This window comes from Mesorhizobium sp. M7A.F.Ca.US.005.03.1.1, from assembly GCF_003997975.1.
Classification (GTDB): domain Bacteria; phylum Pseudomonadota; class Alphaproteobacteria; order Rhizobiales; family Rhizobiaceae; genus Mesorhizobium; species Mesorhizobium ciceri.
This window is the reverse complement of record NZ_RZRO01000041.1, coordinates 26,791-46,722: the sequence shown is the minus strand read 5'-3', so window position 1 is coordinate 46,722 and position 19,932 is coordinate 26,791. Positions and strand designations below refer to the sequence as shown.

Genomic DNA, 19,932 nt, shown 5'->3' with positions numbered 1-19,932 from the left:
GGCCGCACTCATGACCGGCTGGGCTCGGTTAATCCTGCATGCCGCGCCCATGAGGTTACTTGTCCGGAGTGCGTCGAGCACAACGAGGAGATGTAGTTCACGATCTTTGAAAAGCGTGGTCAACCATCCAAAGTGTGGATGCCTTTCATCGAAACAAACGATTTCATCAATGTTCTGGAATCCTGCATGGGCAGAAGCACCTGATGGACACCGATGCCCCCACTGCCTCATGGCGTGGCGAGCGTCTTAAGAAACCGCCCGAAAGGAGATTTTTCATGCGCTCTACCGGGCAGTGGAGTGCTGGGAAAGGGAGTTGCAACTGACCGGCCATGTCAAACTGTCCGACTTCTTCCGAGCCTATGGACAGACCGGGAGACGCGCACGTGTAGCGGCTCACATCGTCATACTGCACCTACGCCACACACCGGCCGGACCTGATCCGGCTTTATGAGCATTGGGCTTTGTCAGTTGCCCAAGCGTGATGGCTTTCGCGACGCGGCGCGCCTCAGGAACTGAGCCGCGTCCAGGTCGAAACGCGGGAAAGAAAGACAGGAAACAGAATGGCCGATCAATTCGCAACGGACGTCATTGCCCTGATCAAGAAACGCGCCGAGTCGGAGAGCGGTGAGGGAATGCCTGCGTCATTCGTCGGCGAGATAACAATCGCCACGGAACTGGACGCGCTCGGGTTCGATTCGCTGGGTTTGGCGGACGTCCTCTGGGATGTGGAGCAGGCCTACGGCATCAAGATCGACATGAACACGGCCGATGCCTGGTCCAATCTCAAGAATGTCGGCGACGTCGTGGAAGCCGTCCGCGGCTTGCTTGCGAAGGAGGCTTGAATGGACAGGCGCGTCGTTATCACCGGAGTGGGCGGCCTGTGCGGACTGGGCACCGACGCCGCCTCTATGTGGAAAGAGATGCGCGAAGGCCGCTCCGCCATCGGCCCGATCGCCAATTCCGAGCTTCATGACCTGGAGGGCATGACCGGCGCTGAGATCAAGGCGCTGCCCCAGCACGACATCAACCGGGGGCATCTCATCTCCATGGACCGCTTCAGCTTGCTCGCCGTGCTTGCAGCGCGCGAAGCCATGCGGCAGGCCGGACTTTCCTGCGACGAGGGGAATGCCCATCGCTTCGGCGCGACAGTGGGCGTCGGATTTACCGGTTCGTACGCAACAGAACAAACTTACCGCTCACTGCTTTTGGGTAGCGCAATCCGTGCTGAACTCTTCACTGGAGTAAAGGTGATGCCCAGCGCCGCTTCCGTCCATCTTAGCTTGAGCCTCGGCTTGCGCGGGCCGGTCTTCGGGGTGACCTCCGCATGTGCCTCGGCCAACCATGCGATCGCCTCGGCGGTGGACCAGATCAAGCTGGGCCGGGCCGACGTAATGGTTTCCGGAGGCAGCGACGCACCCTTCGCATGGGGCGTGCTGAAAGCATGGGAAGCAATGCGCGTGCTTTCACCCGATACCTGCCGGCCCTTCTCCGCCGATAGGAAGGGCCTGGTGCTGGGCGAGGGTGCGGGCATGGCCGTGCTGGAAAGCTACGAGCATGCCACGAGGCGTGGTGCCACAATTCTTGCCGAGATCGCCGGCGTCGGCCTTTCCGCCGATGCCTTCCACATTGCCGCGCCATCTGTCGAGGGGCCAGCGTCGGCGATGCGCGCCTGCCTTGCCGATGCCGGGCTGAATGCCGAGGACGTCGACTACCTCAACGCGCACGGCACCGGTACCAAGAGCAATGATCAGACTGAAACGGCGGCGATCAAGCGTGTGTTTGGAAACCACGCTTATTCGATGTCCATCTCTTCCACCAAGTCCACGCACGCGCATTGCCTCGGCGCAGCGAGCGCGCTTGAAATGATCGCCTGCGTGATGGCAATCCAAGAGGACGTCGTGCCGCCGACCGCCAACTATCGCGAGCCAGATCCCGCTTGCGACCTCGACATCACACCCAATGTGCCGCGGGAGCGCAAGGTGCGCGTCGCCATGAGCAACGCCTTCGCCATGGGCGGTACGAACGCAGTTCTGGCATTCAGGCAGGTGTAGAAGCCATGCAAGACGCCTCATTTGAGGTCACCTGTCGTATCTAGCTGCTTGCCGGACCACTATGTAAAGCGAGCGCTATTGGCTGCCTCTGCGATGCGGGAATTGGCAGCGGACGTCTCTCGATCAAACAGGCATCTTGCTTGTAGAATTCTTTTAATCGTGAAGCGGCGCGAGTGCGCTATCCGTTGAGGTGAGCAAGGCCGGCGCCCTGGGTGAGCGCTGGTGTCGGGTGGTGGAAAGTACAGGGGGAGCTGTGTGGCCCCTCTTTCTCGGCCTCGACGATGTGCGAAGGAGCCTGCGCGGCGAACGGGCCAACGCCCCAGGCTCAGAACCTGGGCGAACCTAACTCCCGCCAAAGGACAGCCCAGAGCTGGATACACGAAAGAGATACTGAACCCGCGAATCAGATTCTGATCAATCGTCGTGTCTGAGCTCCACTCGGCTCTTACGGAGATAATCGCGCGGCCCGGCAACGGCCGCGCGTGCCGCGGGCGTGAGCTTTGCGCTTCGTCAGAAGTGCCTCGAGCGTGACGACGATAATTGACCAGCCATATGGAACGCATTCGCCCAGTTATCCAAAGCGTGGATACCTTTCATCTAAACAAAGGATTTTACCGTTTTTGCTGCAGGTCCCATAGAAGCGCTTCAAGTTGGAAAGATAGGTAGTTCCGATGGTTGCGTTGGATCTGAGGAGCATCATCTGGTGTGCGGGGCGTACAAAGTCAGTCGCATCTGCATTGCGGCTTGGTCTTTCGGCGGTCCCCACAAGTTACGCCCCGTTGGCGCGACGCCAATTATTTAATCAATGCTTGGACATTTATCTCAACCAGACAGCTACAAGGTGAGGTCTTCCATGCGTCCGAATGTCGAGTGGAAGTTGTGCTGGGAAAATGAGCTGCAACTGGCCGACCATGTCGAACTCTCCGACTTTTTTCGAAAGACCTATGGACGGACTGGCGCCTTCAACGCGGAGCCATTCGAAGGCGGCCGCAGTTGGGCCGGCGCGAGGCCGGAATTCCGCGCAATCGGCTACGACGCGCATGGGGTAGCGGCTCACATCGGCATGCTGCGGCGCTTCATCAAAGTTGGCGAGGTCGACTTGATCGTCGCTGAATTGGGCCTGTACGCGGTTCGTCCGGATCTTGAAGGGCTCGGAATCGGTTTTTCGATGCGCGTGGCGTACCCAGTGCTCCATCAGTTGGGTGTTCCATTCGCTTTCGGCACGGTTCGGCACGCGCTGCGAAACCATGTCGAAAGATTCTGCAGAGCCGGCCTCGCGAACATTGTGTCGGGCGTTCGCGTACGGTCGACCCGTCCAGATGTGCATCCCGACCTGCCGCCCACGCGCCTGGAAGACGTACTCGTGTTGGTTTCGCCGATCGGACGCTCGATGGACGAGTGGCCGTCTGGTACCCTGATCGACCGGAACGGTCCGGAACTATGAAGCCTCTGGACTACATATGCGAAGGGCAGAGTGACAATGCCGATCGCATTGCAGAGCGCAGCGTCTATCTGACGTTTGACGACGGTCCCAATTCATTTTTCACACCGCAGATACTCAATGTGCTGGCGCAACATCAGGTGCCGGCGACCTTCTTCGTTGTTGGGGCCTACGCGGCCGACGAGCCGGAACTCGTTCGCCGAATTATTACAGACGGCCACGGTATAGCCAACCACACGATGACTCATCCGGACCTAGCTAAATGCGGGTCCGTCGAAGTCGACTGCCAGATAGTTGAGGCAAACAGAGTCATAGGGATGGCTTGCCCGCAGGCCATGGTTCGGTACTTTCGTGCACCCTATGGCATCTGGACCGAAGAAGTAATCGCTGCATTAGCGGGTGAGGCATTGGCGCCCGTCCATTGGTCCATTGATCCACGCGACTGGTCTCGCCCCGGCGTTGACGCCATCGTCGACAGAGTGCTCGCCGATATCCGGCCGGGCGCAATCGTGCTGTTGCACGACGGGTGCGCTCCCGACGAATTGCAACCAGGCAATCAAGCCAGTCTGCGCGACCAGACGGTGACAGCGTTGTCACGCCTAATTCCAGAATTGCACGGCCGCGGATTTGTAATCCGATCACTTCCTCAACATCCCTGAACAAACAGAGATCCTATGGACCTTCTCACCACAGCCAGTACTGTTGCCGTTTCGTCTTATGCGGTGCTCTCGACTGTTTACAGAGGCATGCAAGCGGTCTACTCCCAACCGGAAAATGTTACGCCGCCGTCGGAAAGCTTGTTCGGATCCGACCGTTGGCCGAGCGTGGATGTCATTATCCCCTGCTACAATGAGGACCCGCGCACACTCGCGGCGTGTTTAGCTTCCATTGCAAATCAAGATTACTCCGGAACATTTCAGGTCTATCTGGTTGACGACGGTTCTGGAAATCGTAATGCCGTCATCCCGGTACATCACGCCTACGAGGGCGACCCGAGATTCAATTTCATTCTGCTCCGCGAAAATGTTGGCAAACGCAAGGCGCAGATCGCCGCCATCCGCCGCTCATCTGGAGATTTCGTGCTCAGCGTCGACTCTGACACGACACTTGCGTCCGACGTCATCACGAAGCTTGCAGTAAAAATGCGGGATTCCATGGTCGGAGCGGCCATGGGCCAGCTGACGGCATACAACCGCAGCGACACTTGGTTGACCCGATTGATCGATATGGAATACTGGCTGGCTTGCAATGAGGAGCGCGCGGCGCAAGGTCGCTTTGGTGCGGTCATGTGCTGCTGCGGCCCATGTGCAATGTACCGCCGGTCTTGTCTCCTTTCTCTGCTGGATCAATACGAGACGCAGCTGTTCAGGGGGAAACCAAGCGACTTCGGTGAAGACCGTCATCTTACGATCCTCATGCTGAAAGCAGGCTTTCGAACCGAGTACGTTCCAGGTGCCGTCGCGGCGACAGTCGTTCCGGACAAGATGGGACCTTATTTGCGCCAACAACTCCGCTGGGCACGAAGCACTTTCCGGGACACGATGCTTGCGCGAGGTCTACTGCGTGGCCTGGATCGCTATCTAACTTTGGATGTGATGGGAGAGAATCTCGGCCCATTGTTGCTCGGCATCGCGGTAGTAACGGCGCTCGGTGAGTTACTATTTTCACATACAGTAAATTGGTGGACGGTGCTGGCTATTGTCACGATGACCATAATCAGATCTACGGTGTTATCTTTCCGCACTCGGCAGCTTCGATTCATCGGCTATTCAATGCACGCGTTAATCAGGATATTCCTGTTGATCCCCTTGAAGGCTTACGCCCTGTGTACATTGAGCAATAGCGATTGGCTGTCGCGTAAAAGTGTTCCCCTGCCCAACAGCAGCACAAAGGAAATCACAAGCGCGATGCCGCTTGGCGGAGCAAATGCTGCGGGCAATTCTGGAATTGCGGAGTCACTTCATACTGCAGATCTTTCGCTCACAGCTAGTGAAGTCTGACGGCCTTGCAGCGCCGAGTGACCGAGTAAGTTGTGTCAGTCGACACGGGGTGAAGCTTGTCGAGTTACCTATGGTCAGAACGGGGACTATGTGGAAGCGACACGTGGCATCTTGACGTTATTCTTTGGCGGAAGCGATACACACGTCGCTCCGGCCGCGACTTTCCAAAGGTGTCATCTCAAGGCGGTGGCCTGCTCTGAACCAGAATTCGCAAGTAAGCTGCCGGTGGCCAATCGGACTCATTCCGCTTGAGATAGACGCATGTCCAATGTAGCAATCGACCTTACCGGCGTAACCAAATTATTCGGAAACAAGCTCGTTGTGGACGGGCTGTCCTTCACCGTTGCATCGGGAGAGTGCTTCGGTCTGCTGGGGCCTAACGGCGCAGGCAAGAGCACGATTGCGCGTATGCTCCTCGGTATGACCCGGCCTGACGCGGGTGATATAACAGTCCTCGGTCTACCAGTGCCGGCACGCAGCCGCTTGGCCCGCAAGGGCATAGGCGTGGTCCCGCAGTTCGACAATCTCGACCTGGAATTTACGGTACGTGAGAACCTGTTGGTGTTCGGGCGCTACTTCGGCATGAGTACAAGAGAGATCAACGCCGTCATCCCACGGCTGCTCGAGTTCGCTCGCCTTGAGAGCAAGGCGGATTCACGTGTCGGCCTGCTATCCGGCGGGATGAAGCGGCGCCTGACGCTGGCACGTGCTCTGATCAACGACCCCCAGTTGCTTGTGATGGATGAGCCCACGACCGGCCTCGACCCGCATGCCCGCCATCTGATCTGGGAGCGACTTCGTTTCCTGCTGGCGAGCGGAAAAACGATCATTTTGACCACCCATTTCATGGAAGAGGCTGAGCGGCTTTGTGATCGGCTGTGTGTTCTCGAGCGGGGACGCAAGATCGCCGAGGGCAGTCCTCATGCGCTGATCGACGAGTACATTGGGTGCAACGTGATCGAGATCTTCGGCGGTAATCCACAGGAGCTGATTTCGCTGATCAGACCGTACGTTCAGCGTGTCGAGGTAAGCGGCGAGACGCTCTTTTGCTATGCGCCTGAGCCGGAGGATGTGCGCATCCAGCTTCGCGGTCGAGCGGGTCTGCGTATTCTAGAGCGTCCACCCAGTCTGGAGGACGTTTTCTTGCGGTTAACCGGACGTGAGATGGAGAAGTGAGCAATGGGTGAACGTTTTGCGGCCGCTCTACCCGCCAACGCCTGGAACTGGATGGCGGTGTGGCGCCGCAATCATCTGGCATGGAAGAAGGTGGCATTTGCTTCAATGCTCGGCACCCTTGCTGATCCGATGATTTACCTTTTCGGGCTCGGCACTGGCCTTGGACTGTTGGTAGGCCGCATCGAAGGTGCATCCTACATCGCCTTTCTGGCAGCCGGCATGGTTGCGACGAGCGCGATGACAGCATCAACCTTCGAAACAATTTACGCGGTTTTCGGTCGAATGCGCGATCAGGGCACTTGGGAAGCAATCCTGCACACACAACTTACCCTCGGCGACATCGTTCTCGGTGAATTGACCTGGGCAGCCACAAAGGCTTTTCTGGCCGGTACGACAATTGCGATTGTTGCGGCCGCGCTAGGTTATGCCGCGTGGACGTCGGTTCTCTACGTGCTACCGGTCGTCGCTCTCACCGGATTCGCCTTTGCGAGCCTGGCCATGCTCGTCATCGCGCTCGCGCCCAGTTATCACTATTTTATTTTCTATCAGACGCTTGTCATCACACCCATGCTGTTCCTTTCGGGCGCGGTTTTTCCAGTCGGCCAATTGCCAGGAGTGTTTCAGCAGATTGCGGCCTTCTCGCCCCTGGCGAATTCTATCGAGCTAATCCGTCCGGTGATGCTCGGCCGCCTGGGCGACAATGTAGGGCTGCATATAGGCGCACTTTGCATGTTCGCTGTATTGCCTTTTTTTCTGTCGGCTGGACTGTTTCATCGACGACTAATGCGTTGACGCTTGCTTACACCCATTAACCAGAAGGAGGTCCGCAATGCCGGATGCAAACTGCCCACAGCGGCCCGGAGGCATGCGTATGCTAGGAATCGCGAGTGGTACAACGCCGAAGCCGGGCGCCACCCAGCCGCTGCAGGCACCCGCCCAGCTTCGCGACCACACCTCGAAGAACAGGCTGGATGGTGAGGCGCGGACCCACCCGGAGCGTTCAATCGATAGCAGCCAAGCTTCTTGTGCGCGTCCACAGACCGTCGCGGCCATTATTTAGTTGGATACACATGCAATGACCCACAACGAAGCAACTCTTGAGCCTTTTGTGATCCTTGCTATGCCAAGGACCGGAACACACTATTTAGAAGAATTGCTAAACGAGCATCCGACCGTTTTGAGTAACGGTGAGTTGCTAAACGAATATGATCCCAATTGGCCCAGCACTGATCGCCTGCTAGGCACGGATCGCGAGCTTCTTGAGCTTGCCTATGTGCGCTGCCCTATGCGCGACTACAAGAATGTGACGCATCTTGGATGCAAGATCAATGAACCTCAGTTTCGCGAGCGTCCCGCATTCTTTGCGGAACTGGCTCGTTGGCCAGCACTCAAGGTCATCCTTGTTGTTCGCCGAAACGTATTGGAATCGCTCCGATCCTTTGTGCAGGCCAGGGAAAGCGGTCACTGGCTGAAGTTCAGCTGGGACAACGATACCGCTCGGCCACCGAGCGTCAGGTTGTCAATCGCCGACTGTGAGGCTTATTTCAAAGCCGCCGACGATTTTCACGCTCGCGTTATGGACTCCTTCACGTCGACCAACCTGCTTGTAATGGAATACGAGAGCCTACTTCACGAACCTGCCCAATGCCTGGGAGCGGTTTGGGATTTCCTGGGCGTTCCAGCGCTTGAGCCATCAGATAACGCCATCCTGCAGCGCCAGGAAACGCGACCGCTGGATCAAACGGTGGAGAACTTTGACGAGTTGCGGATTCACTTCGCACGGGGACCTTATTCAAGATTTTTTGACCTCGGAGATTCAATGCGCTCCTACGCTTAATCGCTTGTACCGCGTGCTCTGATGGGCGTGTAGGATATCCTGCAGTTTGCGCGCATTCCGTCGCAAAACTGACAAACCAAAGTCACCAAGACGACAGAGATATCGGCCGGCAGTCGATCTGCGGCAGACATCAAAGACACGGCCGCAAGGCGACCTGGTCAATTCCCTCTCTGGCGAAGCACTTCTTCAGACGCGATCTTTGGCGAGCCTTGAGTGCAAATTCCGGCAAAGGTGGAGGGTTCCAGTGCGCAACCCGCACCAATCTCGCTGGACGGGACAGGCCTCCAGTTGGCACGGCGCTTGCTCCGAGATGACAGCAGCGCTCGACCGGAGCGCAGCATGGGAGAAGGAGGAGCCCCCACCCCGATCCGGTCAGGGAGAGAGAAACGGTGTTGGTTCCAAGAGTCCCCCGCGCGATCGCAGCGCCCCGCAAGCCCCATTTTGCCCGGACCTACGTGCAGGTGCTTGCCGCCATAGTCCTGGGAGCCGCAATTGGCTACCTCTATCCGGAAACCGGCCAGAGCCTGAAGCCGCTCGGCGATGCCTTCATCAAAGTCGTCAAGATGATTATCGCACCTGTCATCTTCCTGACAATTGCGACCGGCATTGCCGGCATGAGCGATCTGCAGAAGGTCGGCCGAGTTGCCGCCAAGGCGATGGTTTATTTCCTCACCTTCTCGACACTTGCACTCGTTGTCGGACTGATTGTCGCGAATATCGTTCAACCTGGCGCCGGCCTCAACATCGATCCGGCCTCGCTCGATGTCCAAGCCGTTAAGGGCTATGTGGCCACGGCTCACGAGCAGTCCGTGACCAGCTTCCTGATGAACATCATCCCGTCAACGATTGCCAGTGCCTTCGCGGAAGGCGACATCCTGCAAGTCCTGTTCTTCTCGGTCCTGTTCGGCATTGCTTTGGCGATGACCGGAGAGACGAGCAGGCCGGTCGTTACCTTTCTCCAGGCGCTTACCGCCCCCATTTTTAAGCTCGTCGGCATTCTGATGAAGGCTGCACCCATCGGCGCCTTCGGCGCAATGGCCTTTACGATCGGCAAATACGGAATCGGTTCGGTGGCCAACCTCGCGATACTGGTCGCGACGTTCTATCTTACCGCCTTCCTCTTCGTGTTCGGGGTTCTCGGCGCGGTCTGCCGCTACAACGGCTTCTCGATCTTTTCTCTCGTCCGCTACATCAAGGACGAGCTGCTGCTTGTCCTGGCAACGTCCTCCTCGGAGGCCGCGCTGCCCTCGCTAATGGAGAAGATGGAGAAGGCCGGCGCCGCCCGTTCGGTCGTAAGTCTCGTCATCCCTACTGGATACTCATTCAATCTGGACGGTACCAATATCTACATGACGATCGCCGCCCTCTTCATCGCCCAGGCGACGAACACAGATTTGTCAATTGCCGATCAGATCCTCCTGCTGCTAATTGCGATGCTTTCCTCGAAGGGTGCGGCAGGCGTCACCGGCGCCGGCTTCATCACATTGGCCGCTACTCTCTCTGTCGTGCCGAGTGTTCCCGTTGCCGGAATGGCTCTAATTCTTGGCGTGGACCGCTTCATGTCGGAATGCCGCGCGCTGACGAATTTAGTCGGTAATGCGGTGGCATCGCTCGTTGTCGCTCGCTGGGAAGGCGAATTGGACCAGTCACGGATGGAAACCGCTTTCCGCGGTTAGGGTTACATCAAACTGGCTCCCCGCAAGCAAGATCGCAACAGCGCGACGTGTAAGTAGCGGCCTTGACACAACAGTCGAATTGCCAGCCTCCAAAGAGCGCTGGAAATAGAGTACTAACGCAGTGAGTAATACAACACCATGAAGCCCCTAAGCAAACGAACGGTTCACGGAGACTCATCTGGGTGCGCATGGAGCGCTGTTCGTCGAATGCGCTATCCGCGGGGTGGGGGAACTATTTCAGCTTGCCGCCCCAAGCCGTCGCGGGAGCGCACCGGATGATGGAGGACCGGCCGATCAGAATCGCTAGGGGAAAGCGCGTCACAATAGCCGATCTCGCCCGCGAAGCCGGAGTCAGCGTAGCAACAGTCGATCGGGTTCTGAACGTCCGCCTTCCGGTGCGAGAGGAGACCGCCCAGCGGGTCCATGCGGCCGCGCACGCGATCGGCTATCATGCTGCCGGTCTCATCAAACAGCGCTTGCAGCAGCACCTGCCGCACTACAAGCTGGGCTTCATCTTGAGAAAACCTACCCACGATTTCTACCAAGATTTCGCTCGCAAGATCGAAGAGTCGGTCAGTATGGCTAAATCCTTCCACGGCCTTCCGATCATCGAGTTCGCGCAGTCACATTTGCCGCGTGACCTGCTCCCGCTTCTTAAGGACCTTGGGAGCCGCTGCCAGGCGATCGCCATGGTGGCGGCCGATCACCCGAAAATCACAGCATCAGTCGAGGAGCTCAAGGCGAAAGGTATCCCGGTATTTTCGCTGCTATCCGACTTCGCCGATGGCGTGCGCGAGGGCTACATCGGCCTCAACAACAGCAAGGTCGGACGGACTGCCGCTTGGGTGTTTTCCAAGGCCGCAAAACGGCCCGGCAAGGTGGCGGTGTTTGTCGGAAGCCATCGCTTCCAGGCGCATGCGACGCGGGAAACGGCCTTTCGTGCGTATTTTCGTGAGAACGCGCCAAAATTCGAGGTGCTTGATGCGCTCGTGAACCTTGATGAACGGCAGCTCACTTACGAAAAATTGCTGGATCTTATGCAGCGGGAACCAGAGCTCGTCGGCTTCTATATGGCCGGCGGGGGGATAGAGGGGGCAATTTCCGCGCTCCGAGAAGAGGGGAGCGGTCAGGATCTCGTCGCGATCGTGAGTGAAATGACGCCGCAGTCACGTGGGGCGCTTGCGGATGACATCTTGACGATGGCGGTCGGCACGCCAATGCGCCGACTTTGCCAGGAGCTGATAATGGCAATGGAGCGGGCCATCAAAGCCGGCGTCGCGGAGAGCCCGGGGCAGACATTTCTGCCGTTCGACATTTATCTTCCGGAAAATATTTGACCTTGATGGATTTCTATCATGAGCGCCCATTTTCCTTTCACCGATGAAAGGAAAGCTCGATTGACTCGGCCGTCTCTGTCCGATCTGTGAACCGGCGTGGTTCCGTCTTGAAAGAAGCCGGATGCCGAAATGGCAGCCGCGCTTCATGGAAGGAAAGTCAAGCAATGCGCCAGGTATCGCCCCGCTTTGCACTCGATCACATGGCGGCGCCCCGCCTTGACGTCAGTGCGCTTTTCGCGCTTGCCCGTGACCAAGGCCTGACCGACGTCCAAATCCGTTACCCTCATTTCAGCAATCCTGTCGCACGCGGCATTCCGGCTGCGGACGTTCGGTTGGCCGCTACCGAAGCGGGCGTCACGATCATCTCTGTCAACGCCTTGCAGCGGTTCAACGACTGGACTCCAACGCGTCAGGCCGAGGCAAGCAACCTCGCCGATTATGCGACGGCGTGCGGGGCGGAGACGCTCGTGTTGGTGCCGGCCAACCGCAGCTCGTGGCCCACCAATAGCGAGCGCCAGGACAATCTTCGTTTCGCTCTAAACGAGATCAAGCCAATCCTCCAGTCGCGGGGTCTGATCGGTCTCATCGAGCCGCTGGGTTTCCGAACCTGCTCGCTTCGATCAAAGAAGGAAGCGGCCGAGGCCGTTGCCGCGGTTGATGGCCAGTCCGTCTTTCGCCTCGTGCACGACACGTTCCACCACACCCTGGCCGGGGAGACATGCCTGTTCTGCGAGCTTACCGGCCTGGTGCACATTTCAAGCGTAAACGACCCGACCTTCTGGATTTACCCCGATCGCTTTCTTGCAGGTTCCGACAATGGCAGCCAGATTCAGGCGCTGCTGGATGGCGGCTACGCGGGACCTTTCTCATTCGAGCTGGTCGAGGAAGTCCATTCTCTGGACGATCTCGCAGGCGCACTTGCCGCCAGCATCGACTTTATCCGGCGAGGGCTATTGTCGTCAAAGTAGATGGTGACAGGAGTAGTGACTATAGGTGCGCCTGAATTTTCCGTGGGTTCACAGCGGGGCAGCCATCCGAGATGCCTCCTGTATCATTATCTCCCGCATCCAGATGCTTGCCGGATCGCTATTGTGGAGGGCCGGCCATTGGAGGGTCTCGGTGAATGTGGGAAATGGCAGCGGAAGTTCGATAACCCGCAGGGGGAACGTTTTTTCGAAATGCCTGACCAGCCGTAAGGGCATGGTCGCTATACGAGCTGTGCCGGACACCATAGGTGGAATCATGCTGAAGCCCTGCACGGCGACCTCGACACGTCTCTTAAGGCCATGCTCAAGCAAAAACCATTCCTCGATAGACGGCTTCATCGTACGCCCGAACCTGACCGCGACGTGCCTCATCGACATGTATCTCTCGAATGTAAGCTGCTGTGGCAGCTGCTTGTTTGTGGGACAGCCTACGCACACGAGCTTCTCGTCAAACAGCGCAACGCTTGAATGCACACTCGACGTGAACATATCCGGTAGAATTAGAAAATCGACGTCACCGCGCCGGAGAAGCTCATCGGGGCTATCGTCGACAGGCAGCAGTTCGAAGCTGACGGCGGGGGCTTCCCGTGAAATACGCTCCACAAGCTTTTCGAAAAACACGAGCGTGACGAAATCGGAAAGAATGATCCTGAAGAGGCGATCGGCTCGAGCTGGGTCAAACGGATCCGAAGAAATAATCGAGCACTGGATGTGCTGGAGAGCGTCGCGAACTGCGGGGGCAAATGCTGCCGCACGCGGGGTTAGAAATCTTTCGCGACCTCTTATCGTAAACAGTTCATCGCGGAAATAATCGCGCAGTCGGGCGACGGCCGCACTCATGGCGGGCTGACTCAGGTTAATCCTGCGTGCCGCCGCCGAGAGATTACGCTCCGTCAGGAGTGCGTCGAGCACAACGAGGAGATTTAGATCAAGTCCTTTGAAACGCATGTCATCAGCCATCCATGGGATGGATGCCTTTAACCGAAACAAACGACTTTAACAATTTAGCATTCTTGCAATCTTTTGTCGCAAAAAGTTTATGATGGATGACGTTAAGGTCCGACATATGAGCCGCGTGATCTGCCGAAGCGAGCAATCGTTCGTACTGTGCAGGTCAGAGATTGGCAGTTTGAAACGCCGGGCCGATGGCGCCGGTCTATCAACCAGCGTCTTCGGCGGCCCCGACCTAGCTAGGCGTGGAACCTAATAGGGTGCACCTTTCCAGTCCGAGGCGACTGATGGGCGGTTTGATCCTAAGCTGCCGTGAGGCCTGTGCCAATTGTATCGGCGAGCCAATGCAGCAGTCCGGCAGCGTTTTTGAGAGCTGTTGTAGGCTCGGCCTAAGCCCATTGGCGCAAGCCTATCTGAACGAAGCGCTTGGCCTTGCCGCTATCCGGTATGTGATCTGTGGTGCCTTCTCGTCCTGCTGTTCTTGTTTTGGAACGCCCTTATGGTGAGCCCATCCGGGACGTGGGGCACCGGGAGCACAAAGGTGCAGGCAGGCCGTCAATAGACCGTGGGCTGAGAGCCCGAGCTCGTTACATGGCCGCCCCTCGCGACTTTCCCGGATGCGCTGCGAGCGCGGATCAGTAGATGTCGTGTTGCCCGCCAGCTCCCGTCTTTGACCGAGCCAAGAAGGAGGAACGGGCATGCTTATCATCGGACTGGATATTCACCGCGCCTTCGCCGAAGCAGTGGCATGGGAGGAGGGCAGGCTCAGGCGACTCGGCCGCGTCGACATGCGGCGCGATCTGCTGGCGGCGTTCGCCGCGAAGCTGTCGCCGAACGATGTCGGGGTGATCGAGGCCACCGGCAACGCGACGTCCGCTGCAGCTGTGGTTGCGCCGCATGTGAAGAAGGTGGGGATCGCCAAGCCGAAACAGGTGTTTATCGTTGCCTATGCCAAGATCAAAACGACGATCGACGCCGACGTTCTTGCGCAGCTCTATGCCAGCGGCTTCTTGCCAGAAGTCTGGATTGCGGACGAGCCGACGCAGGCTCTGCGTCGACAGGTGACACGGCGCAATCAGATTGTCCGACAGAGATCTCGATTGAAGAGCGTCATCCAGTCGATCCTTCATAGCCACCTGATCCGTCCTGCCCGCATGCTGACCTGTGCGGCGCCAAGGGTCGGACCTGGTTAATCGAGCAGGTCGTACCGCAGGACGAGCGCCTCGCGATCGATGGGCATCTGCGCGAGTTCGACCGATTGGGCGAAGACCTCCAGGTCATCGAACGCGATCTTGTCCGCTCGGCTCTCGAGGATGAAGGCGTGAAGCGGCTGATGACCATTCCCGGCGTCGACATCACCGTCGCGCTGGCGATGAAGGGCGGCGATCGGCGACGTGTCGCGCTTCGACGATCCGCAGAAGCTCGTGACCTATCTCGGGTTGAACCCAAGCGTCCAGCAGTCCGGCCAGGTCCGGCCTACCATGGGCGGATCACCAAGCAGGGCCGTGGTCATGCGCGCGGCATGCTCGTCGAGGCGGCCTGGGCGGCCGCTCGTGCTCCCGGACCGTTGCGAGCCTTCTCCCTGCGGCGTGCGAGCCCGGCGCGGACAGCATGTCGCGGCCGTGGCAACCGCACGCAAACTCTCTGTCGTGATCTGTCATCTGTTGAGAAGGGCGAGAGTTACGCGTGGGCTCGACCCTCCCTGCATGCCAAGAAGCTTGCGCGATGTGGAACTCAAGGCCGGGAGCAAGGCTGTGCGCGGCCAAAAGGGAGCGCACGCCTACAACATAAAGAGCCACCGGGAAGAAGAGCGCCGCTGGGTGGAGCAGGCCGAGGGCGCCTATGCACGCCTCGTCGCCGGTTGGAACCCACGAGGTCCGAAGAGGGTAGGCACGGATGCCGCAAACGAGGCGCGACGATAGAAGCTGCGCGGCAGGGCTCTCATCTCGGACCCTGCTCTTCGCCACGCGGTCGTCCGTGCGCGACAGGAGAATAGCGCAGATTTATCAAAAAGGCTCTTGTCGATCACATCAGTGGTCTTGGGCGCTGTACGGCCGGGTGAAGACTTTGCAGGTGGCCCGGAAAGCGTTTGACCTGCAGCGAAGCAATTGTCGTCATTACGCGCTCGACCCGGGCGCCCAGCTTGGCATAAGGGCTACGTGGCCTCAGGAAGCGTCGTCGCCAATGCAGACCATGGACGAATTCCCAGCCGATGCCGAGATGCCGGTCGACCGTGCCTGTCGCCGTCCGGTGATGCGATGCCCCCGAGCGGATGAGTTCGCCCCGGATGCTCCCGGTCACGACGCACGGGTTCGGGTTCCAAGGCGCTCAGTTTTGTTCGCGCCCAATCGGTGTAGGACGCGGCAGAAATACGAGCGTGACGAAATCGGAAAGAATGATCCTGAAGCGGCGATTCGGTAGAGCCGGGTCAAACTATCCGACGAAATAAACGATCACTGGATGGGCGGGGGAGCGTCGCAAACTGGAGGGCAAGAGCTCCCGGACGCAGCGTTAAGTTTGAATACCTCCGCGGACATGGTCGCGAGCTTATCGCGCAAATAAATCGAGCAGCCGAGCGCCGGCCGCACTCATGACCGGCTGGGCTCGGTTAATCCTGCATGCCGCGCCCATGAGGTTACTTGTCCGGAGTGCGTCGAGCACAACGAGGAGATGTAGTTCACGATCTTTGAAAAGCGTGGTCAACCATCCAAAGTGTGGATGCCTTTCATCGAAACAAACGATTTCATCAATGTTCTGGAATCCTGCATGGGCAGAAGCACCTGATGGACACCGATGCCCCCACTGCCTCATGGCGTGGCGAGCGTCTTAAGAAACCGCCCGAAAGGAGATTTTTCATGCGCTCTACCGGGCAGTGGAGTGCTGGGAAAGGGAGTTGCAACTGACCGGCCATGTCAAACTGTCCGACTTCTTCCGAGCCTATGGACAGACCGGGAGACGCGCACGTGTAGCGGCTCACATCGTCATACTGCACCTACGCCACACACCGGCCGGACCTGATCCGGCTTTATGAGCATTGGGCTTTGTCAGTTGCCCAAGCGTGATGGCTTTCGCGACGCGGCGCGCCTCAGGAACTGAGCCGCGTCCAGGTCGAAACGCGGGAAAGAAAGACAGGAAACAGAATGGCCGATCAATTCGCAACGGACGTCATTGCCCTGATCAAGAAACGCGCCGAGTCGGAGAGCGGTGAGGGAATGCCTGCGTCATTCGTCGGCGAGATAACAATCGCCACGGAACTGGACGCGCTCGGGTTCGATTCGCTGGGTTTGGCGGACGTCCTCTGGGATGTGGAGCAGGCCTACGGCATCAAGATCGACATGAACACGGCCGATGCCTGGTCCAATCTCAAGAATGTCGGCGACGTCGTGGAAGCCGTCCGCGGCTTGCTTGCGAAGGAGGCTTGAATGGACAGGCGCGTCGTTATCACCGGAGTGGGCGGCCTGTGCGGACTGGGCACCGACGCCGCCTCTATGTGGAAAGAGATGCGCGAAGGCCGCTCCGCCATCGGCCCGATCGCCAATTCCGAGCTTCATGACCTGGAGGGCATGACCGGCGCTGAGATCAAGGCGCTGCCCCAGCACGACATCAACCGGGGGCATCTCATCTCCATGGACCGCTTCAGCTTGCTCGCCGTGCTTGCAGCGCGCGAAGCCATGCGGCAGGCCGGACTTTCCTGCGACGAGGGGAATGCCCATCGCTTCGGCGCGACAGTGGGCGTCGGATTTACCGGTTCGTACGCAACAGAACAAACTTACCGCTCACTGCTTTTGGGTAGCGCAATCCGTGCTGAACTCTTCACTGGAGTAAAGGTGATGCCCAGCGCCGCTTCCGTCCATCTTAGCTTGAGCCTCGGCTTGCGCGGGCCGGTCTTCGGGGTGACCTCCGCATGTGCCTCGGCCAACCATGCGATCGCCTCGGCGGTGGACCAGATCAAGCTGGGCCGGGCCGACGTAATGGTTTCCGGAGGCAGCGACGCACCCTTCGCATGGGGCGTGCTGAAAGCATGGGAAGCAATGCGCGTGCTTTCACCCGATACCTGCCGGCCCTTCTCCGCCGATAGGAAGGGCCTGGTGCTGGGCGAGGGTGCGGGCATGGCCGTGCTGGAAAGCTACGAGCATGCCACGAGGCGTGGTGCCACAATTCTTGCCGAGATCGCCGGCGTCGGCCTTTCCGCCGATGCCTTCCACATTGCCGCGCCATCTGTCGAGGGGCCAGCGTCGGCGATGCGCGCCTGCCTTGCCGATGCCGGGCTGAATGCCGAGGACGTCGACTATCTCAACGCGCACGGCACCGGTACCAAGAGCAATGATCAGACTGAAACGGCGGCGATCAAGCGTGTGTTTGGAAACCACGCTTATTCGATGTCCATCTCTTCCACCAAGTCCACGCACGCGCATTGCCTCGGCGCAGCGAGCGCGCTTGAAATGATCGCCTGCGTGATGGCAATCCAAGAGGACGTCGTGCCGCCGACCGCCAACTATCGCGAGCCAGATCCCGCTTGCGACCTCGACATCACACCCAATGTGCCGCGCGAGCGCAAGGTGCGCGTCGCCATGAGCAACGCCTTCGCCATGGGCGGTACGAACGCAGTTCTGGCATTCAGGCAGGTGTAGAAGCCATGCAAGACGCCTCATTCGAGGTCACCTGTCGTATCTAGCTGCTTGAGGGGCGGGGCATTGTGATACAGGGAGGGCTGTGGGGTCCCTCCTTCTCGGCCTCGACGATGTGGGAGGAGCCTGTGCGGCGAAACGGGCTAGACGCCCCCAGGCCCAGAACTTGGGCGAAACCAACTCCCACCAAAGCACAGCCGCTTTAGTAGCCGAACAATGAAGCCTCGCTCGACGAGCCGCCGCCTCTACTGTCAGCGGCATCACGCGGTTGAAGCGAACAGCGCAGCGGCTACTGTTTCCCGCACAACTCGGACGGCAATTGGGACAAGTCCGCACATGTCGTCACGTAAGCTGAACGCCGCAGGTACAGCCAAATTGGGGGCGGGGCGTTTCTGCCGTTTTGATAGAATTCTATCAAACTGACAATTTTCCTTGCACGAATGCAAGGAGAGCTCGATTGACTCCCCTCCTTTCTTGTCAAGGATGGGTTTGCAGGCTGCGGTGCGGCAGAAGCCGGACAGAACGGCGACCGGTCGAGTAAAGGCCTGCGCAAACAAGCGCGCATATTGCGGGCGCCCGCACGGAGGAGAAGACGCTCGTCCTGGTGAAAGACAACGATGCTCAGGCGCCATTGCCATTTGCCGAGGGGGTCCGCGCGCCGGAAATTTCGAAGCAACAAAGGTGAGATCGAGAATGATGATGGCGAAATACAACACAGCTCACCGTCCAGTGCAGTTCTACCGGCGGGTGGCGGAGTGGGATGGGCTGCCAAATGGAACGTAAAAAGATCAGCAAGGAGATGCTTGGCGATAGTCAGGCGCTGCGCAAGCTGCGTGAGCACCTTGTCAAGGTGGCCAAGGCGAAGACTACGGTCCTGTTGCGAGGTGAATCCGGAACCGGCAAGGAGCTGGTTGCCAAAGCCATTCACGAGCTCTCGCCTCGCGCCAAGCAGCCCTTCATCAAGGTCAATTGCGCGGCGCTCACCGAGACGCTTCTGGAATCTGACTTGTTCGGTCATGAGAAGGGTGCCTTCACCGACGCGAGCAGTTTGCGCAAGGGGCGCTTTGAGGCTGCCGACAAAGGCACATTGTTTCTGGACGAGATTGGCGAAATATCAGGTTCGTTCCAGGCTAAGCTGCTGCGTGTCCTGCAGGAGCAGGAGTTTGAGCGCGTCGGCAGCAACCACACCATTAAAGTTGATGTTCGCGTGATTGCCGCAACGAACAGGGACTTGGAAACGGCAGTTCAACGCAAGGAGTTCCGGCAAGACCTCTATTATCGCATCAACGTCGTCACTTTACGCGTGCCGGCATTGCGCGAAAGGCGAGGTGATATTCCGCTCTTGGCCGCTCAGTTTCTCAAGAATTTCAATACTGAGAATGATCACACGCTGACCTTCGCTCCCGAAGCGATTGAGGTGCTAATGAACTGCGAATTTCCAGGTAACATCCGAGAGCTCGAAAACTGCGTTCAACGGACGGCAGTTCTGGCGACGGGTCCATCAATCCTCAGAACTGACTTTGCCTGTTACGCGGATCAGTGCTTGGCCGCGGCGCTGTGGAAGAACGGACAGCCGACGTCAGAGAAGTCGACTACGATCGAGCCTTCCGCCGCCTGTGCCGCCCCGCCCGTCGGCGACGGGCAAGCGCCGATAGGCCCTGCCACGACTCGTGGTAGGGTGCCCGATGCCGATACGGTCATTGCTGCCATGGAAAAGTGTGGCTGGGTGCAGGCAAAGGCGGCGCGCCTGCTCGGTTTGACCCCGCGCCAGATCGGCTACGTGCTGAGAAAACGCGGTATCGAGATCAAGCGTCTCTGAAACAACCCGCCGAGCAAGAGCTGGAGCAGG

Annotated in this window: 14 protein-coding genes and 2 pseudogenes; 15 read left to right on the top strand and 1 reads right to left on the bottom strand. The window is 58.6% G+C overall.

Going from position 1 to position 19,932, the window contains the following annotated elements; all coding sequences use genetic code 11:
• Positions 1-560 precede the first annotated feature (560 nt).
• The 11 genes from EN990_RS18160 to EN990_RS18110 all read left to right on the top strand — a co-directional run bounded on the left by EN990_RS18160 (position 561) and on the right by EN990_RS18110 (position 12,486).
• Positions 561-842 (top strand): acyl carrier protein, encoded by a 282-nt coding sequence (locus EN990_RS18160; protein ID WP_029356603.1) that lies wholly within the window; start codon positions 561-563, stop codon positions 840-842.
• Positions 843-2,051: a beta-ketoacyl-[acyl-carrier-protein] synthase family protein gene (locus EN990_RS18155; RefSeq protein WP_095794006.1), complete on the top strand. Its 1,209-nt coding sequence runs from the start codon at positions 843-845 to the stop codon at positions 2,049-2,051.
• A gap of 853 nt (positions 2,052-2,904) precedes the next feature.
• On the top strand, positions 2,905-3,495 hold the full coding sequence (locus tag EN990_RS18150) for a NodA family N-acyltransferase (protein WP_063169401.1): 591 nt from the start codon (positions 2,905-2,907) through the stop codon (positions 3,493-3,495).
• Complete coding sequence (nodB, locus tag EN990_RS18145; RefSeq protein WP_063169400.1) at positions 3,492-4,151, top strand: chitooligosaccharide deacetylase NodB; 660 nt, start codon at positions 3,492-3,494, stop codon at positions 4,149-4,151. The genes EN990_RS18150 and nodB overlap by 4 nt, the downstream gene beginning before the upstream one ends.
• A 15-nt stretch (positions 4,152-4,166) precedes the next feature.
• Positions 4,167-5,492 carry a chitooligosaccharide synthase NodC gene (gene nodC, locus EN990_RS18140; RefSeq protein WP_063169399.1) on the top strand — a complete coding sequence of 442 codons (1,326 nt, stop codon included), beginning with the start codon at positions 4,167-4,169 and terminating at the stop codon, positions 5,490-5,492.
• A 261-nt stretch (positions 5,493-5,753) separates the two neighbouring features.
• The gene (nodI, locus tag EN990_RS18135; RefSeq protein ID WP_024505873.1) at positions 5,754-6,668 is read left to right on the top strand and encodes a nodulation factor ABC transporter ATP-binding protein NodI; all 915 of its coding nucleotides are present in this window, start codon (positions 5,754-5,756) and stop codon (positions 6,666-6,668) included.
• A gap of 3 nt (positions 6,669-6,671) precedes the next feature.
• Positions 6,672-7,460: an ABC transporter permease gene (locus tag EN990_RS18130; RefSeq protein ID WP_063169398.1), complete on the top strand. Its 789-nt coding sequence runs from the start codon at positions 6,672-6,674 to the stop codon at positions 7,458-7,460.
• A gap of 283 nt (positions 7,461-7,743) precedes the next feature.
• Positions 7,744-8,505, top strand: coding sequence for a sulfotransferase domain-containing protein (locus EN990_RS18125; RefSeq protein ID WP_063169397.1), 762 nt, complete (start codon positions 7,744-7,746; stop codon positions 8,503-8,505).
• Between the two features lie 392 nt (positions 8,506-8,897).
• Complete coding sequence (locus tag EN990_RS18120; RefSeq protein ID WP_210326678.1) at positions 8,898-10,181, top strand: dicarboxylate/amino acid:cation symporter; 1,284 nt, start codon at positions 8,898-8,900, stop codon at positions 10,179-10,181.
• Between the two features lie 275 nt (positions 10,182-10,456).
• Positions 10,457-11,518, top strand: a complete 1,062-nt coding sequence (locus EN990_RS18115; protein ID WP_051695606.1) for a LacI family DNA-binding transcriptional regulator — start codon at positions 10,457-10,459, stop codon at positions 11,516-11,518.
• 164 nt (positions 11,519-11,682) lie between these two features.
• The gene (locus EN990_RS18110) at positions 11,683-12,486 is read left to right on the top strand and encodes a TIM barrel protein (protein WP_063169395.1); all 804 of its coding nucleotides are present in this window, start codon (positions 11,683-11,685) and stop codon (positions 12,484-12,486) included.
• A 48-nt stretch (positions 12,487-12,534) separates the two neighbouring features.
• Here EN990_RS18110 and EN990_RS18105 read toward each other — a convergent pair whose 3' ends face one another.
• Positions 12,535-13,452, bottom strand: a complete 918-nt coding sequence (locus tag EN990_RS18105) for a LysR family transcriptional regulator (RefSeq protein ID WP_063170390.1) — start codon at positions 13,450-13,452, stop codon at positions 12,535-12,537.
• A gap of 701 nt (positions 13,453-14,153) precedes the next feature.
• On the opposite strand from EN990_RS18105, the pseudogene EN990_RS18100 reads away from it, so the two are divergent.
• From EN990_RS18100 to nifA, 4 genes and pseudogenes are all read left to right on the top strand, one after another.
• Positions 14,154-15,377: pseudogene (locus tag EN990_RS18100) on the top strand (IS110 family transposase).
• 1,218 nt (positions 15,378-16,595) lie between these two features.
• Positions 16,596-16,877, top strand: a complete 282-nt coding sequence (locus EN990_RS18095; RefSeq protein ID WP_029356603.1) for an acyl carrier protein — start codon at positions 16,596-16,598, stop codon at positions 16,875-16,877.
• Positions 16,878-18,086 carry a beta-ketoacyl-[acyl-carrier-protein] synthase family protein gene (locus tag EN990_RS18090; protein WP_095794006.1) on the top strand — a complete coding sequence of 403 codons (1,209 nt, stop codon included), beginning with the start codon at positions 16,878-16,880 and terminating at the stop codon, positions 18,084-18,086.
• Positions 18,087-18,858: 772 nt separating this feature from the next.
• A pseudogene (nifA, locus tag EN990_RS18080) lies at positions 18,859-19,902 on the top strand (nif-specific transcriptional activator NifA); the annotation flags it as partial.
• Positions 19,903-19,932 lie beyond the last annotated feature (30 nt).

Coding starts and splice junctions, on each gene's coding strand:
- EN990_RS18125 (WP_063169397.1), top strand. CDS start 7,744: ATGACCCACAACGAAGCAACTCTTGAGCCTTTTGTGATCCTTGCTATG.
- EN990_RS18160 (WP_029356603.1), top strand. CDS start 561: ATGGCCGATCAATTCGCAACGGACGTCATTGCCCTGATCAAGAAACGC.
- EN990_RS18090 (WP_095794006.1), top strand. CDS start 16,878: ATGGACAGGCGCGTCGTTATCACCGGAGTGGGCGGCCTGTGCGGACTG.
- nodB (WP_063169400.1), top strand. CDS start 3,492: ATGAAGCCTCTGGACTACATATGCGAAGGGCAGAGTGACAATGCCGAT.
- EN990_RS18155 (WP_095794006.1), top strand. CDS start 843: ATGGACAGGCGCGTCGTTATCACCGGAGTGGGCGGCCTGTGCGGACTG.
- EN990_RS18150 (WP_063169401.1), top strand. CDS start 2,905: ATGCGTCCGAATGTCGAGTGGAAGTTGTGCTGGGAAAATGAGCTGCAA.
- nodC (WP_063169399.1), top strand. CDS start 4,167: ATGGACCTTCTCACCACAGCCAGTACTGTTGCCGTTTCGTCTTATGCG.
- nodI (WP_024505873.1), top strand. CDS start 5,754: ATGTCCAATGTAGCAATCGACCTTACCGGCGTAACCAAATTATTCGGA.
- EN990_RS18115 (WP_051695606.1), top strand. CDS start 10,457: ATGATGGAGGACCGGCCGATCAGAATCGCTAGGGGAAAGCGCGTCACA.
- EN990_RS18095 (WP_029356603.1), top strand. CDS start 16,596: ATGGCCGATCAATTCGCAACGGACGTCATTGCCCTGATCAAGAAACGC.
- EN990_RS18130 (WP_063169398.1), top strand. CDS start 6,672: ATGGGTGAACGTTTTGCGGCCGCTCTACCCGCCAACGCCTGGAACTGG.
- EN990_RS18105 (WP_063170390.1), bottom strand. CDS start 13,452: ATGCGTTTCAAAGGACTTGATCTAAATCTCCTCGTTGTGCTCGACGCA.
- EN990_RS18110 (WP_063169395.1), top strand. CDS start 11,683: ATGCGCCAGGTATCGCCCCGCTTTGCACTCGATCACATGGCGGCGCCC.